Here is a 14,659-nt window from a genome sequence, read left to right as displayed (position 1 = left end):
ACCCCCCTTGGCAAGCAACTCGTTTACAAAATCCACGGAATAGTTCGGGCTGCTAGGAATGTCTTGGAATCCAAGGTTGGGGAGTTGCCAGAGTGAGGAGGCCGGGCTATACGCCGCGCGCCTTTTCGGGGGGAAGTCCACTGGAAGCGCACGGCGGTTACCTCATCAGAGTCGAGACTTTTCAAGGGTTGGACCTGGTCCGGCTGGCGCGAGAGGCGCTGGCGCTGGACGGGGTGTCTGGCCCCTTGCCAAGCCTGCAAGTCACCGTGATCCGGCGGCGGAAGGTGGTGCGGCTGGCCTTCCTGGGCCTGAGCACCTCCGGGCGGCAGGCGGCGGCTCGCTGGTACGCGGAGCACCACGCGCTGCCTCGGTTGCTCTCGCGGGCGGCGAACGCCACGGTCCACACCTACACCTATGATTCGGCGGTGGGCGAGCAGGTCATCGCCCACGGCAACGGCCATCAGGTGGGTGGGGATCAGGTGGTGTACGCGGACGTGGATCTGTCCGGCGAGGAGGAGGCGGATGACGCCGCCTTCACGCGGATGCGGGCGCGGTGGCCCATGGGGCACCTGGCGTACGTGTTCGGGCTGGCGCGCGAGGAACTGCTGGGGATGCCACGCGCTGCGTCAGGCGTGGTGCTCTCGCTGGATGCGGCGGATGCGGCGGAGCAACTGGAAGGGCTGCTGCCGGGCCCGCAGCTGCCTCGGGTGGCCTGAGGACTTCAGGGCTATGGGGGTTACTCGGTAGGCCCGTCCTGGGCGGTGACGACCTGGCGCACGCGCTCGCTGCGGAAGTACTGGCCCAGCAGGACGAAGCCTCCCGCCACGAGCGCCGTCATCCCGATGTAGCCCGCGGCCAGCATCGCGGGGGCGAAGCGCTGGATCAGCTCGATGCTGGCGGGATCCTGCCAGGACGGGAACGGGCCCTTCACGAGCGCGGCACTCATCTGATTGACGACGACCATCCACTGCGCTCCCTCGATGGTGCGCAGGATGGCCGCGACGATGGCGGCTCCTCCCAACAACCGGCGCATGCCCTCGCGAGGCAGGCCTCCGGGCCGCAGCATGCGTGCCCCAGCGACGAAGACGAAGGCACAGACCACGGCCAGCGTTCCCAGCAGGAAGATGCGAGGCTCGCGCATGGGCTCCAGGGCGGAGAACTGGGCGTGGAGCACGTGCTCGTTGGCCTCCCGGTCTCCGAACCGGCCAGCGTTGGCGAGCACGGCCTCCTTGTACTCGGAGAACTGCGAGAGGCTCGAGGCCTCCGTCACGGAGGACATGCCCGTCAGGCCCGCGAGGATGAGGCTCAGCACCGCGGCGATTCGGATGCCGCGGGGCAGTCTCTGCGGCTGGCTGGCGGGGACGCTCACCGCTTGCTCGCCTCCACGAAGCGCAGGCGCAGATCCGTGAGCAGGGTGGTGAAGAGCTTCTCTTCCTCGTCGGTGAGGTTGCCGCGCGTCTTCTCGCGCAGCATCGACAGCAGATCGAGGCTCTCGCGGGCCAGCTCCAGGTTGCGCTCGGTGCGGCCCGTCTCGGGGTTGGCCGTGTCGCCCAGGTGGATGAGCGCCGTGGAGGCCAGCCCGATGATGAAGGCGTTGAAGGAGATGGGGCTTGCGACCGGGGCGGGGCTCGCCTCACCCCGCATCACGAAGGTCTCACCCCGCTTCTCGTCCGTCATGGGGTCTCGGTTTCCTCGGGCTCCGCCTCGGACTCCTCCTCGTCGCCCTCGTCGCCCTCGTCACCCTCGTCGATGTCGTCCTCCTCATCGACGTCCGTGTCATCGAAGTCATCGCCGTCCATCGCTGTCACGATGGTGGTGGCCTTGTCGGCCACGTCCGGCAGGCCCTTGATGTGGCGCTCGTACGCCTTCTCGTCGAGCTGACCGCTGCGCAGGTAGCGCTCGGCGGTGCGCTTGTCGAGGTGCTTCGGGTCCAGGGTATCGGCCATGTTCAAATCCTCGGAATCTCTTGTGAAAAGGGCGCGCCACCTTATAGCAGAGGCGCAGCCTGTCAACGCCGCCGCAACCCCTGGAGCCGATGAACGCCCCCGCCCGTCCAGTGCTTCCCAAAGGTCCCTACCTGCTGTGTGACGATACCGTCCGCCCGGAGCTCCCGCTGGGAGAGAAGGCGGCCCGGCTGCTGTCCGGTGGGGCACGCATCCTCCAGCTTCGGATGAAGCGCACCCCGCCTCGGGAGGCGCTGGCCGCAGCGCGCGAGGTGGTCGCCGCGTGCCGCCGCGTTGGCGCACTGTGTCTGCTGAACGATCGCGTGGACCTGGCGCTCCTGTCGGGTGCGGACGGGGTGCATGTAGGAGACGAGGATCTGCCACCGGAGGCGGCCCGGGAGCTGCTGGGAGCAGGGAGGGTGGTGGGGGTGACGGTGCGCAGCGCGGCGGGGGCTCGGGCGGCGAGGGAGGCGGGGGCGGACTATGTGGGGCTGGGGCCTGTCTTCGGGACGACGACGAAGCAGGTGCCGGCGCCGGTGCTGGGGCTGGAGGCGTTCGCTGCGGTGGTGCGAGACAGCCCGTTGCCGGTCGTGGGGATAGGGGGCGTGGGGTTGGCGAACATCGCCCAGGTGGCGGCGGCGGGAGCGCACTGCGCGGCGGTGGTATCGGACGCCCTGCTGGCCGAGGACATTGCCGAGCGGGTGCGACTCCTGCTCGCCGCGTTTGACACGGGCATTCGAGGGGCTAGCCTCGGAGGCTCTTCATGACACCTCCTCCGAGACATCACGGCCTGCCACCGCGGCGGCCCAACATTGGGATCTCCCCGGACTGGACGGGGGCGGGCCCGGACAACCCGTTCGCGCGCTACGAGCTGAAGGTGTCGTACGCGGAGGCGGTGCTGCGCGCCGGAGGGCTGCCGTTCGTTCTGCCGTACACGGACGATGTGGCGTGCGTGGAGGCGTACCTGGACCGTGTCTCCGGGGTGCTCATCACCGGGGGCGCGTTCGACATTCCGCCCGAGGCCTACGGCGAGACGGCGCGCGAGGGGATGGGACCGCTGAAGGAGGGGAGGACGGCCTTCGAGACGGCGCTGATGCGGGCGGCGCTGAAGCGGAACATGCCGGTGCTGGGCATCTGTGGCGGCATGCAATTGCTGAACGTGGTGCTGGGCGGCACGCTGTACCAGGACATCTCCCGGGAGGTGCCGGAGGCGCGCGACCACGAGCAGAAGCACGATCGCACGCAGCCGCAGCACCCGGTGGAGGTGCGCGAGGGCTCGCTGCTGGCGGAGGCGGTGGGGAAGGGGCAGCTGATGGTGAACTCGACGCACCACCAGGCGGTGAAGAAGCTGGGCAACCAGGTGGTGGCGAGCGCCACGTCTCCGGACGGAGTGGTGGAGGCCATCGAGTCCTCCGCGCACGTGTTCGCGTTGGGCGTGCAGTGGCATCCGGAGTACATGTTGAACAACCTCCCGGTGCACGGCGGCATCTACAAGGTGTTCGTGCACAAGGCGCGCGACTACCGCCGGTGAGCGCGTCTCCTCGAGTGTTGCTGCTCGCGGGCCATGAGCCCACGGGCCGAGCGGGGCTGTTGGCGGATGTGGCCGCGGTGAGGGCGCTGAAGGGCGCTCCCGTGGCGGTGGCGACCGCGCAGACGGCCCAGGGCGCCACCACGTTCCTCTGGGAGTCCACGCCGGTGCGGCTGCTGCGGGCGCAGGTAACCGCGGCCCGTGAGCTGGGGCCGGTGGATGCGGTGAAGCTCGGCATGGTGCCGGATCCGGCGCGGCTCGGCGCCATTCGCGAGGTGCTGGAGGGCACCGGCGCCTGGTGGGTGGTGGACCCGGTGGTCCGCACGTCGCGAGGGCAACAGCTCTCCCGTCTGACGGTCCGGCACTACCTGTCGTTGGCGGGTCCTCGGGTGGTGCTCACGCCTAACCTGGATGAGGCGGCGTGGCTGTTGGGGCTGCCGAGCGTGAGCACGGTGGAGGAGGCCGCTGAGGCGGGACGGGCGCTGGTGGCTCAGGGCTTCGGAGCGGTGCTGGTCAAGGGAGGACACCGGGCTCGGGGCGCCGTGGATGTGCTGTGCGTGCCGGGCCGGACCCAGCTGCTCACTGGAAAGCGCCTCTCGCGGTCACCCGAGCGCCGCGGTACCGGTTGCCGGCTGGCTTCGGCGCTGGCGGTGGAGCTGGGCCGAGGCCGCTCGGTGGCGGCCGCCGCGCGCACGGCAAAGGCCTTCGTGGCTCGATATCTCCGTACGGGAGACAGGTAGCCCAGGCCCTCACTCCTCCTTCTTGTCCGGCTCGGGCTTCTCCGGGTCATCGTCCTTTTTCGCCTCGGGCTTCTTCGGCTCATCGTCCTTGTCCGGCTCGGGCTTCTCCGGCTCATCGTCCTTCAAGAGCTGACTGAGGCTCAGATCGAGCTGGCTGTCGATGGCGTCCGTGAGGCTATCGAACTCGCGCGAGGACAGGCGCAGGCGCTCCTTGAGGCGGCGCTTCGTCTCCTCATAGACGGCCTCGCGTGCACGAATGATCCAGCGAGAGACGGTCGACTGGTCCACACCGAACAGCGGGCCCAGGCGTGTGGTGGGCAGCCGATCGATGACGTGGAGCCGGAGCAGGTGTCGCTGCTCGCTGGACAGCGCATCGAAGGACTCTCGGATGGCTTGAAGGAACATCGGGCGGTAGCGGCGCTTGACGAGGTCGAGCTCCGCATCCGTCTCGGGCGAGGGCAGGGCTTCCAGGGCCGAGAGCAGTCCGTCCTCGGGGGCTGCTCGCCCGGGGGGAGCCTGCTTGAGGGCCAGCCGCACCGCGATGACGCGCACCCAGCTCAGCAAGGCGCCGCGGCCCGTGTAATCGGCCAGCCGCGGGCCCGCCTCGCTCGAGCCCAGCAGGAGCTGGATGCGGACCATCTGGCAGACGTCATCCAGCACCGCGTCCGGAAGCTTGAGGTACCCCATCAGGCCCGGCAGCTTCGCCAGGCAGTGGCGCTCCATCGCCTCGACGGCCTCGGGTACCTGCTGTACGCAGGCGCAGGCGAGGTAGAGATCCGCGAGCGCCAGCTCTTCGAGCACCGTCGCGAGCGGGTTCCCGTCGCTGGTCTCGGGCAGATGCCGGGCGAGGTGCTTCACGAAGAGCTCAGCGGGCAGGGCGACTTGCGGCCAGGGGCCGCGCGCGGTCTCCCATGCTCGCAGGAGCACGCCCTCGAGTTCGACGCCATCCCCAGGGACGGCGACGCGCACGGATGCATGCTCGAGGAACGTGACAGCGAGCTTGAGAGACTCCTCCATTGCCGCCATCCTACGTCGGAAAATTCATGTCGCGTCATGCCGGGTCTGTGGAATCGCGCTGTCTGACGGACGAACTCCTCGCCGGGCTGATGGAGGGCCGGCTGTCGACGGAGGAGCTTTCGCGCGTCCACCGTCATGCCGCCGAGTGCCCGGACTGCCACCTCCTCCTCGTCACGATCGCCCGGGGCGACCTGCGTCCGGAGCAGGGCATCGAGCCGCTTCGGCGGGAACTGGCGAGCCAGTCTCCGGCAGGGACTCCTCGCGAACCACCTCCCGCGAGCTGGACACCGCCCGCCGAGGTCGATGAGTTCCAGATGGTGCGCCCGCTGGGCCGTGGCGCCATGGGGGTCGTGTATCTCGCACATGACCGCTTCCTGGACCGGCAGGTGGCGGTGAAGTTCACCGCCTCTCGCCAGCCGGATGACCGGAGTCGGGAGCGCTTCCAGAACGAAGTGCGCGCCATCGCGCGCTTGCAGCACTCCAACGTCGTCACCCTGTTCCGGGCGGGCGAGGTGGAGGGGCATCCCTACCTCGTCTCGGAATACCTGGTCGGCCAGAGCCTGGCGGAGCTTGCCCTGCCGCTGCCATGGCGGCAGGTCCTGAAGGTGGGCCTGGGGTTGGCGCGAGGGCTCGCGGCGGCTCACCGCCAGGGGGTGTTGCATCGGGACCTCAAGCCGTCCAACGCGTTCCTGACCACCGAGGGCGAGGTGAAGCTGCTCGACTTCGGGTTGGCCGAGTTCGTTGATGTGAACGCGCCCTTCGGGCCGAGCGGGTTGCACGCCGTTGCGGGGACACCTCGCTACATGGCGCCGGAGCTGTTCCGGGGTGTGTCGGCCACGCCGCAGAGCGATCTCTACGCGCTCGGGCTGGTCCTCCACGAGCTGTGCACCGGCGCCCTGCCGCCGCGCCGGGCAGACTCGCCATCGGCGCAGGAGGAATTGGGGGCGCGAGGGGCTCCGCGGCAGGCTGGACGGGAAGGCAGCTCCTCGCTCACGGCGCGGGTACCGGGGATCGATCTCGACTTCGCCGCGCTCATCGAGCGCTGCCTGGGGGTCGACCCGAGCGAGCGTTTTGCCTCGGCCGAGGCCCTCTGCGCAGAGTTCGAGCGCCTCAGCCGGTTCAGCGAGCCGGACCTGCTCTCGACCGAGAATCCCTACCGGGGGTTGGCTCCCTTCGAGGCCGAGCACCGCGCTCTCTTCTTCGGGCGCGATGCCGAGATCCGTGGCGTGCTCGAGCGGATGCGCCGCCAGCCCCTGGTCCTCATCACGGGGGACTCGGGTGTGGGCAAGTCCTCGCTGTGCCGCGCGGGAGTTCTTCCCCGAGCCGCTCAGGGCTTGCTGGGGGAGGACCGTGACTTCTCCGCCCTCATGCTGTGGCCAGGTCGCCGTCCGCTCTCGACGCTGGCGGCGGCGCTCGCACCACTGCTCGGGCAGAGCGAGGCGGAGCTGGGGCGCTGGCTCAGCGAAGCACCGGCGGAGGTGGGAGCAGCGCTGCGTGCGGCCTATCAGGACCGGCGAGGGCTGCTCCTCTTCATCGACCAGCTCGAGGAGTTGGTCACCTTGAGCGAGCCGGTCCAGGCGGCACGGTTCGCCAGCCTCTTGGGAGAGCTCACCTTGCCCTCTGCGGGGGTTCGCGTCCTCCTGGCTGTGCGCGGAGACTTCCTCGCGCGTGTGGGAGCCCTGCCTGGACTGGACACCGCGGTCGAGCAGACGCTGTATCTGCTCAAGCCGATCTCACGCTCGGGCGTGCGGAACGCCATCGTCGGGCCTGCCCGCAGCCGGGGCGTGGTCTTCGAGTCCGAGGCGCTGCTGGAGACGCTCATCGAAGCCACGGCCCAGGGCGCGGGAGGCCTGCCGCTGCTCCAGTTCGCGCTGGCGGAACTGTGGGAGCGCCGCGATACCGCCAGGGGCTGCATCACCCAGGCGGCGCTCGGTGAGATGGGAGGAGTTGCGGGCGCGCTCTCGCGTCACGCGGACGGAGTCCTGGCCCGTCTCGGCCGGACCGAGCAGCAGGCCGCGCGCAGGGTGCTCGGACGTCTCATCACTCCAGAGGGCACCCGCGGCGAGTGCAGCGAGGAGGAGCTCCTCACGACTTCGCCGCAGGCCCGTGCCACCCTGACAGCGCTCGTGGAAGGACGCCTGCTCCACGTGCGCAAGGTAGGGGAACGGGCTCATTATGAGATTGCCCATGAGGCGCTCGTCGCGAGTTGGGGAACGCTGCGGCAATGGCTCGATGAGGATGCCGGACAGCGTGCCCTCCGCCATCGAATCGAGGCCGCCGGGCTCGAGTGGGAGCGCCTCGGGCGCGTCGAGGATCTCCTCTGGCGGGAGCGCCAGCTCGACGAGGCACGAGCGCTCGATACCGCCACGCTGGGAGCCCGCGAGCAGTCCTTCCTGAACTCCTCCTGGCGATCCGTCCGCCGCCGGAAGCTGCGCCGCTGGCTCATCGTGCTCCTCCTGGTGCTGGGAGTGGCCGGCATCCTGGGCGGATTGCGCCTGCGAGAGCACTTGCAGCTCCGGCGCTTCGTCGATGCCCGGATGAGCGAAGCCCGGCGAGTGCTCGCCAGGGCGGGAACCCTGTCCCAGAGCGCCAGCACCCATCAGGAAGAGGCGCTCGCGCTGTTCCTGGGGCAGGGGCCCGGCAGCTCCGGGGCGGAGCAGGATCCCCGTGAACGGTGGTTGCGAGCCGAGGAGATCTGGGCTCGGGCTCTCGAAGAGTTCCGGCAGACCGACGCCGTGCAGGACGAGGCGGAACGCGCGCTCGAGGATGTGCTCGAGCGCGCTCATGGGGATTCACAGGCGCACGAACTTCTCAGCCAGCTCACCTATGAGCGCATCCTGCTCACCGAACGCTTCCACCGGCCGGACGAGCGAGCCCGGTACCTGCAGCGCTTCCAGCGGCTGACCCCGCAGGGTTCGCTCTGGCGGGAGCGCATCGAGATGCCCGCCGAGCTCGAACTCGTGACCGAGCCGCCGGGCGCGAGCGTCGAATTCACGCGCTATGTGGAAGATCATGGGGAGCTGCGGCGCGAGCCCGTGCCCGAACTGAAGACGGTGGGTCCGACACCTGTGGCACAGGTACTCGTGCCAGCGGGTTCCTATCTCCTCCAAATCACCCGAGAGGGACGCACCCCGGTCGATCTCCCTCTGTTGCTCGAAAGGGGAGCGCATGAGCGCATCAGCCTCGAGCTCCCCGAGCGTGTCCCCGAGGGTTATGTCTTCATCCCTCCGGGTTGTACCCTCGAGGGCAGCGCGGATGTGGAGGAGCTGCGGAAGATGCTGGAGAGCGCGCCCCTGCACCGGAGCTGCATCCAGAAGGGCTACTTCATTGGCCGGACCGAGGTGACCCTGGGCGAGTGGGCGTCGTACCTCGAAACCCTGCCGGAGAAGGCCCCCGAGCGCTCCATTCTCGAGACGCCCCGCATCAACGGGGACAGTGCGCTCACGTTGCGGCAGCTACCCGATGGCACCTGGAACTTCTCTCTCTATCTGGTGAGCGGAGGGCTCCTCACTGCTCGGGCGGGAGAACCCATCCTGTATCCCGGCCGAAGCGTGCGGGCCGAGCAGGACTGGCGTCGTTTCCCGCTGGCGAGCGTGTCCGCCGAGGATCTCGCGGGCTATCTCGCGTGGCTCGATCGCACCGGGCGTCTTCCAGGAGCGAGGTTGTGCACCGAGCTGGAGTGGACGCGCGCGGCTCGTGGAGCCGACGGCCGGAGGTTTCCGCACGGCAACCGGCTGCAGAAGGACGATGCCAACGTCGACGCGACCTATGGCTTCAACCCGGATGGGTACGGTCCTGACGAGGTGGGCTCCCATCCGGTTTCGACCAGCCCCTTCGGGCTCGTCGACATGACGGGCAATGCCTTCGAGATGACCCAACCCTCGACGCCAGGGCTCGGCGACATCGTGCTTCGTGGAGGCGCCTGGTACTACGGGGATGTTGGGGCGTTGATTGCGAGCCGTCAGCCCAGCACCTCGAGGCTTCGCGATGCACGGATCGGCGTGCGGGTGTGCGCAGCCCTCTCGTCCCACTGAGCTCCCAATATGTCTGGATGCCCTGCACTGAACAGGACTGGCGACGCCATACCTCTTTGGTGGGCAGGCTGGCCGGTGAGCGCATGCACTATCTCTCCTGCCGCGATGGTGAGTCGCTGCATAGCTCGACCGTGCCTCTCCTCTTCTTTGCGAGGCGGCCCACGAACGGAGTCGCCCGAGAGCGAGGACCTCCATGATGAGACATCTGTTGATTCTGTCGTGTGTCGTGGTCGCTGGAGTCGCGGTGGCTTCCACGCCTGTGTCGGCATCCAAGCCTGCTCGAGCCGTCAAGCCCACCCAGGCTTCCCGGGCCGTTCCGCCCTGTCAGCCCCAAGCCCCCGAGCGCAAGGTCTTCCCGCAGGGAACGCTGCTGTGGGGAACGGGGCGCAAGGATGAGCGGAGCGAGACGAGCAGCATCCTGGCCTCGGTCGATCTGGGGCGTATGAAGTTCGGGAAGAACGCCGTGGAAGGGTTGCGCCTGGAAGAGGGGCGGCTGGTGTCCTCGTCCCGCAAGCCCGAGGAGTTGGTCGGCGCGGTGTTGCAGGGCCGTTCGAGTGACGGCGCGTCCGTGGAGGTGGCGCTGTGTGGAGCGGAGGCCGCGCCCGGGGATCCCTCCATGATGTGGTACCGGATCCAGATCTGGGACGCGGAGCGCTCGAGCTGGGAGAACCCTTGTGTGGGGACTCTCCGCGTGCCCTCGCCCCGGGTGCTGGCGGTGCCGGGCGTCTGGGATGCGCGGGGCGCGAGGCATGAGGAATCCGGGCAGTTCACCTTCGCCTGTGAGAATGGGGCGATCGCGAAGTGCATCGGGTGGGGCTACAAGCCTTGGGGCCAGAAGGAGGGGCAACCGCTTCATGAGCTCCATCAGGCCTGCACGCGGATGGCTCGGGCGGACTACTGCGGAGACGGGCGCAGCCACACGCGCGAAGACACGCCCATCGACATGTACGACGGGTTGGCGGTGCTGACGCGGGCGAAAGTGGCGGCGGGAGGCTGGGAGCCGGCGCTGGCCTCCTTCGAGGCGGCGTGGACCGCGGAGGGAGCCTGGTGCCTCTCTCGCACGCGAGATGGGAGTGCGGTGGAGCGCATCCTGGAGGAATGCCCCGAACGCTTCGAGGCCGGCGAGAAGGATCTGGGGGAGGGGGATCGCTGCACGCTGCTCCGCAAGGGTGAGCGCGCCGACGCGGTGCTGTTGCGCAATCGCTCCTATGAGAAGAGCGTACAGCGAAGCGCTCCGCGCTCGACCCCTTGATGACGTCGAGAGGACCATGGCCATGAAGAGACACATCTCGCGAGTTCTGGTGACGGCGGCATGGCTGGTCCTGTGCGGTGTGGCGTGCGCCACGGTGGAGACAGGCGGGGGGGATCCCCGCCTGAGTGAGGCGCAACGGTCCTATGATCAAGCGGTGCAGCAGCGGGCCGCGGGGCAATTCTCGGAGGCGATGGCCTCAGCCGAGCATGCATTGGAGCTTCGGGAGGCCGTGCTCGGAGACAAGCATCCCGATGTCGCCCAGTGCCTCCAGGTGCTCGGCACCATCCACTTTGTCCAGGCACGCTATGAACGAGCCGAGCCCCTGCTTCAACGTGCGCTCGCGATACGTGAAGCAGCTTTCGGTACGCACCACCGGGATGTCGCCGATTCGCTCAATTCGCTCGCGTCCCTCGCCCTGAAGCAAGGGCAGTACTCGCAGGCTGAATCGTTGTACCTGCGTTCGCTGGAGATTCGAGAGGAGGTGTTCGGAAAGGATTCTCCAGAAGTCGCCGCCTCGATGAACAACCTGGGCAACGTTTACCTGATGCGAGGCCAGCTCGAAGAGGCCGCGCGGTTCCACGAACGGACGCTCGCTGTGCGAGAGAGGATCCTCCCCAAGAATCATCCGGACATTGCCTTCTCGCTCAACAACCTCGCCAGTGTCTACATCAAGCAGGGGCAGTACGCGCGAGCCGAGCCGTTGTATGAGCGCGCGATCGCGATCAAGGAGGCGGCTCTCGGCAAGGACCATCCTGACGTCGCCAAATCGATCAACAACCTCGCCAATGCCTACGTTCATCAGGGGAAGTACCCTCGGGCCGAGGCGATGTATCGGCGTGCCCTCGACATCTGGATCGCGACGCTCGGTGACAAGAACCCCGAGGTCGCCGATGCCTACTACAACCTCGGCAACCTCGCGTTGGACCAGGGGCATTACGCACAGGCAGAGCCGCTGTACCAACGCGTGCTCGCCATTCAGGAAGAAGTCCTGGGCAAGAACCACCCCGATCTGGTCGATGTGCTCAATTCGCTCTCCACCCTCTACGCATTTCAGGGGCAGTACGAGCGGGCAGTTCCGCTCTCGCTGCGCTCCGTCGAGATCTGCCAGGCGACACACGGAGAGAATCATCTCAGGGTCGCCTATGCGCTGGACGGGCTGGCCAACCTCTATGCCGAGCAGGGCCAATACGCTCAGGCCGTGCCTTTGTATGAGCGGGCCGTGGCGATTCGGGAGAAGTCCGGCCAGGACCATCCGGATGTCGCCGAATCTCTCGACAGAATCGCCAACGTCTACCTGGTGCAGGGGGATTTCGCTCGAGCAGAGCCACTGCACCTGCGGGCCCTGGCCATCCGTGAGAAGGCGTTCGGCAAGAGTCACCCCAACGTGGCCCAATCGCTTCACCACCTCGCGCTGCTCTATTTCGAACAGGGGCAGTACTCGCGGGCCGAGCCGTTGCTTGCACGGGCACTGGAGATTCGGGAGGCGCTCCTGGGGAGCGCGCACCCGGATGTCGCCGAAGCACTCCACGACATGGCCCTTCTCCGCGTCGCACAGCGGCGCCTGCCAGAGGCTGTGCCGCTCTTCGAGAGGGGGTTGGCTGTCTCGGAGTCGAACCTGCGCCAGGAGGTTTTCGGCTTCTCTGAACGCGGCCTGGAGAGCTTTCTCCACCTGCTTCGCAAGAATGAGGAGCAGCTCTACGCGCTCGTGCGTGCTCACCCGGACGATGCGGGAGTCCGGCGGTTGGCGTTGACGGCCGCCCTGCTTCGCAAGGGCCGCTCCGTGGAGGAGATCGCCAACACCTCCCAGATCGTCTCTCGGAGCCTGGGGCCGGAGGAGCGCGAGGACTTCGAATTGCTGCGCGCCTTGCGGACCCGCATCGCGGAGGAGTCGCTCGCAGGACCTGGCGATCGTCCACTCCCGGAATACCAACAGAACCTCAAGGAGCTCATGGCCCGCGGCGATGCGCTCGAGGCGGACCTCGCCCGGCGTTCGGCTCCCCTGCGTGCGCATGTCACGCGGCCGCCCCCCGCGGAGCTCGTGAGCCTTGTCGCGGCGGCTCTTCCCAAGGACAGCGCGCTCATCGAGTTCGTGGCCTACGATGACAGCCCGATCGGACCCAGTTCCGACGTGCAGTCTGTGAGGGACCTGCGCTATCTGGCGCTCCTGCTCTTCTCGGATGGGCACACGCAGGCCGTCGATCTGGGCCCGGCCGAGACCGTGGATCGCGCCGCCTTGCAACTGCAGCGCGTGTTGTCGCGCCACGTGAGCGACTACCAGCCCGCTGCCCGCGAGCTCTACAAACTGGCCTTTCGTCCGTTGGTGCCGCGGCTCGGCAAGGTGAGGCGCCTGTTCCTCTCGACGGACGGACAGCTCTCCCTGGTGCCCCTCGGGGTGCTGGATGATGGCCGCCGCATCCTCGAGGAGGGTTTCGAGCTTGCCTATCTCACCTCGGGAAGGGACCTGCTGCCTCGCCCCGAGGAGGCCGCGCCGGAGCGTTCGGTCGTCGTCATGGCGGATCCTGATTTCGACGCTCGACCCGCTGCCCCCTCGGGGTTGGCGGAGGCCGCTCCTGTCGAGCGTTCGGGGGCCCTCGAGCGTTTCTTCGCTGACGTGCGTACGCCCGAACTCGACAAGCCATTCCTGCCTTTGCCTGGGGCTCGCAAGGAGGCGGAGGCCATCCAGCGCCTGTTCCCTCAGGCACAGGTGCTGCTGGGCCGTGACGCGACCAAGGAAGCGCTGCTGAAGCTGCGCACGCCTGGGATCCTGCACGTCGCGACCCACGGATTCTTCCGCGAGGATTCTCCCACTCCCGAGCCGGGGACTCGCGCCGTGGGCGCCTGCTGCGCGCTCAGCGAGCCTGACAAGTCACTGCGTCTTCCGGATCCGCTGCTTCGCTCGTATCTGGTGATGGCGGGAGCGCAAGCCTCGGCCACGCCATCCGGTGGAGGGCGCCGGGAGGACTCCCTGGTGACGGCCCTGGAGCTGGCGGGGCTCGATCTATGGGGCACCCAGTTGGTGGTGTTGTCGGCCTGCGATACGGGGGTGGGCGACGTGAAGCGAGGCCAGGGGGTCTACGGGCTGCGCCGTGCATTCGTGGTGGCTGGGGCAGAGGCGGTGGTGGCGAGCCTGTGGAGCGTCAATGACGAGACGACGCGGGAGTTCATGGAGGGCTACTACCGCAACCTGCTGGCGGGGCAGGGCCGCATCACCGCTCTGCGCGAGGCAATGCGGACGATGAGGCGGAAGCATCCGCATCCCTATTACTGGGCACCGTTCATCGCCATCGGTCAGGACACGCCGCTGCGCGGGTTGAAGTAGAGCACCCAGGCGACAACTGCCGTGCACCCTCAAGGCAAGGTTGTGCTCCAAGCGGAAGGCACGATCTCCCTGCATAGCTCGCGGGTGCTGCTCCTCCTTCAGGTGCAGGGGAAGTTCCCTTGCCAATGTGGGGCGCTTCAGCGCTCGATCGGGGAGAGAGCTGGATGTTCAAGAGCAACTTGAAGGCTGTGTCGCTGGTGCTGTTTGCACTCGTTACGGCGTGCGGAGTCGACACGGAGCACGCCGTCGAATCCGAGGCGCTTGGAACCGTCGAAAGTGGGCTGAGCTGTGGCCTCTCGTGCCCTCCCGGCTCCATTCCGAGCTACTACACGTGTAGCGTCCTCTGCGGTAGTTGTCCCGGCGCATACAACGCGGTGCAGTGCGTGGCCGCAGCGCCGCCGCAGGCTTCCATCAGTGCAAGCCCCTCGACGGTCTCGGTGCCGGCGGGGTCGGTGGGGACCACCCGCATCTGCTGGTCGACGGCCTACCTGACCGCGCCCGTGTGGATCCGGGTGCGCGTGAACGGAGCGGTGGGCAAGCTCTTCACGAAGGAGAGTGACAACGGCTCGGCCTGCGAGAACGCCCCGTGGATCGGTGCAGGCAACACCTACGTCTTCAGTGTTCACACCTCCGACTCGGACAGTGCCCCTGTGCTCGCCAGCACCACGGTGACGGGCGTGCTCTCGTCCGGCGGTGGAGGGACCCCGGGAGGCAACTCCTGTGAGGTGCCCAATCCTTCCTGTCAGTCGGGCTACGACTGCCACTGTGGCGACATCTGCCGCAGGGTTGGTACCATCTGCCCGTAGTCACGGCGGAGCGGGGGCCC

The 14,659-nt window shown here is 68.0% G+C and carries 12 protein-coding genes; 8 read left to right on the top strand and 4 right to left on the bottom strand.

Features of this window, described 5'->3' with window-relative positions; translation table 11 throughout:
• The first annotated feature begins 188 nt into the window (after positions 1–188).
• A complete protein-coding gene (locus KY501_RS23525; protein ID WP_224365493.1) occupies positions 189–716 on the top strand; it encodes a hypothetical protein in 528 nt (175 codons plus the stop codon).
• A gap of 20 nt (positions 717–736) precedes the next feature.
• Here the strand turns inward: KY501_RS23525 and KY501_RS23520 are convergent, their stop codons facing one another.
• The 3 genes from KY501_RS23520 to KY501_RS23510 are packed head-to-tail and all read right to left on the bottom strand — an operon-like array spanning position 737 to position 1,946.
• A complete protein-coding gene (locus KY501_RS23520; RefSeq protein WP_224365492.1) occupies positions 737–1,369 on the bottom strand; it encodes a hypothetical protein in 633 nt (210 codons plus the stop codon).
• Positions 1,366–1,677 carry a DUF1844 domain-containing protein gene (locus tag KY501_RS23515; protein ID WP_224365491.1) on the bottom strand — a complete coding sequence of 104 codons (312 nt, stop codon included), beginning with the start codon at positions 1,675–1,677 and terminating at the stop codon, positions 1,366–1,368. Before KY501_RS23515 ends, KY501_RS23520 begins: the two co-directional genes overlap by 4 nt.
• Positions 1,674–1,946 carry a hypothetical protein gene (locus KY501_RS23510; protein ID WP_224365490.1) on the bottom strand — a complete coding sequence of 91 codons (273 nt, stop codon included), beginning with the start codon at positions 1,944–1,946 and terminating at the stop codon, positions 1,674–1,676. The genes KY501_RS23515 and KY501_RS23510 overlap by 4 nt, the downstream gene beginning before the upstream one ends.
• Before the next feature lie 89 nt (positions 1,947–2,035).
• Between KY501_RS23510 and thiE the strand changes: the two genes are divergently transcribed.
• From thiE to thiD, 3 genes are read left to right on the top strand one after another with little or no spacing between them, the layout of a single operon-like run.
• Positions 2,036–2,710 carry a thiamine phosphate synthase gene (gene thiE, locus KY501_RS23505; RefSeq protein ID WP_224365489.1) on the top strand — a complete coding sequence of 225 codons (675 nt, stop codon included), beginning with the start codon at positions 2,036–2,038 and terminating at the stop codon, positions 2,708–2,710.
• A complete protein-coding gene (locus KY501_RS23500; protein WP_224365488.1) occupies positions 2,707–3,474 on the top strand; it encodes a gamma-glutamyl-gamma-aminobutyrate hydrolase family protein in 768 nt (255 codons plus the stop codon). Before thiE ends, KY501_RS23500 begins: the two co-directional genes overlap by 4 nt.
• Positions 3,471–4,211, top strand: coding sequence for a bifunctional hydroxymethylpyrimidine kinase/phosphomethylpyrimidine kinase (thiD, locus tag KY501_RS23495; protein ID WP_224365487.1), 741 nt, complete (start codon positions 3,471–3,473; stop codon positions 4,209–4,211). The genes KY501_RS23500 and thiD overlap by 4 nt, the downstream gene beginning before the upstream one ends.
• Before the next feature lie 9 nt (positions 4,212–4,220).
• On the opposite strand, the gene KY501_RS23490 is transcribed toward thiD, so the two are convergent.
• The gene (locus KY501_RS23490) at positions 4,221–5,228 is read right to left on the bottom strand and encodes an RNA polymerase subunit sigma-70 (RefSeq protein ID WP_224365486.1); all 1,008 of its coding nucleotides are present in this window, start codon (positions 5,226–5,228) and stop codon (positions 4,221–4,223) included.
• Between the two features lie 26 nt (positions 5,229–5,254).
• Between KY501_RS23490 and KY501_RS23485 the strand changes: the two genes are divergently transcribed.
• The 4 genes from KY501_RS23485 to KY501_RS23470 all read left to right on the top strand — a co-directional run bounded on the left by KY501_RS23485 (position 5,255) and on the right by KY501_RS23470 (position 14,639).
• Entirely contained in the window at positions 5,255–9,262 is a 4,008-nt protein-coding gene (locus KY501_RS23485) for a bifunctional serine/threonine-protein kinase/formylglycine-generating enzyme family protein (RefSeq protein WP_224365485.1), read from the top strand.
• Positions 9,263–9,455: 193 nt separating this feature from the next.
• A complete protein-coding gene (locus KY501_RS23480; RefSeq protein WP_224365484.1) occupies positions 9,456–10,514 on the top strand; it encodes an ADYC domain-containing protein in 1,059 nt (352 codons plus the stop codon).
• A gap of 22 nt (positions 10,515–10,536) precedes the next feature.
• Positions 10,537–13,833, top strand: coding sequence for a CHAT domain-containing tetratricopeptide repeat protein (locus tag KY501_RS23475; protein ID WP_224365483.1), 3,297 nt, complete (start codon positions 10,537–10,539; stop codon positions 13,831–13,833).
• Positions 13,834–13,997: 164 nt separating this feature from the next.
• Positions 13,998–14,639, top strand: coding sequence for a hypothetical protein (locus KY501_RS23470; protein WP_224365482.1), 642 nt, complete (start codon positions 13,998–14,000; stop codon positions 14,637–14,639).
• Positions 14,640–14,659: the final 20 nt, after the last annotated feature.

This window comes from Hyalangium versicolor (genome assembly GCF_020103695.1).
GTDB lineage: Bacteria > Myxococcota > Myxococcia > Myxococcales > Myxococcaceae > Hyalangium > Hyalangium versicolor.
This window is presented reverse-complemented; position numbering and strand designations above follow the sequence as displayed.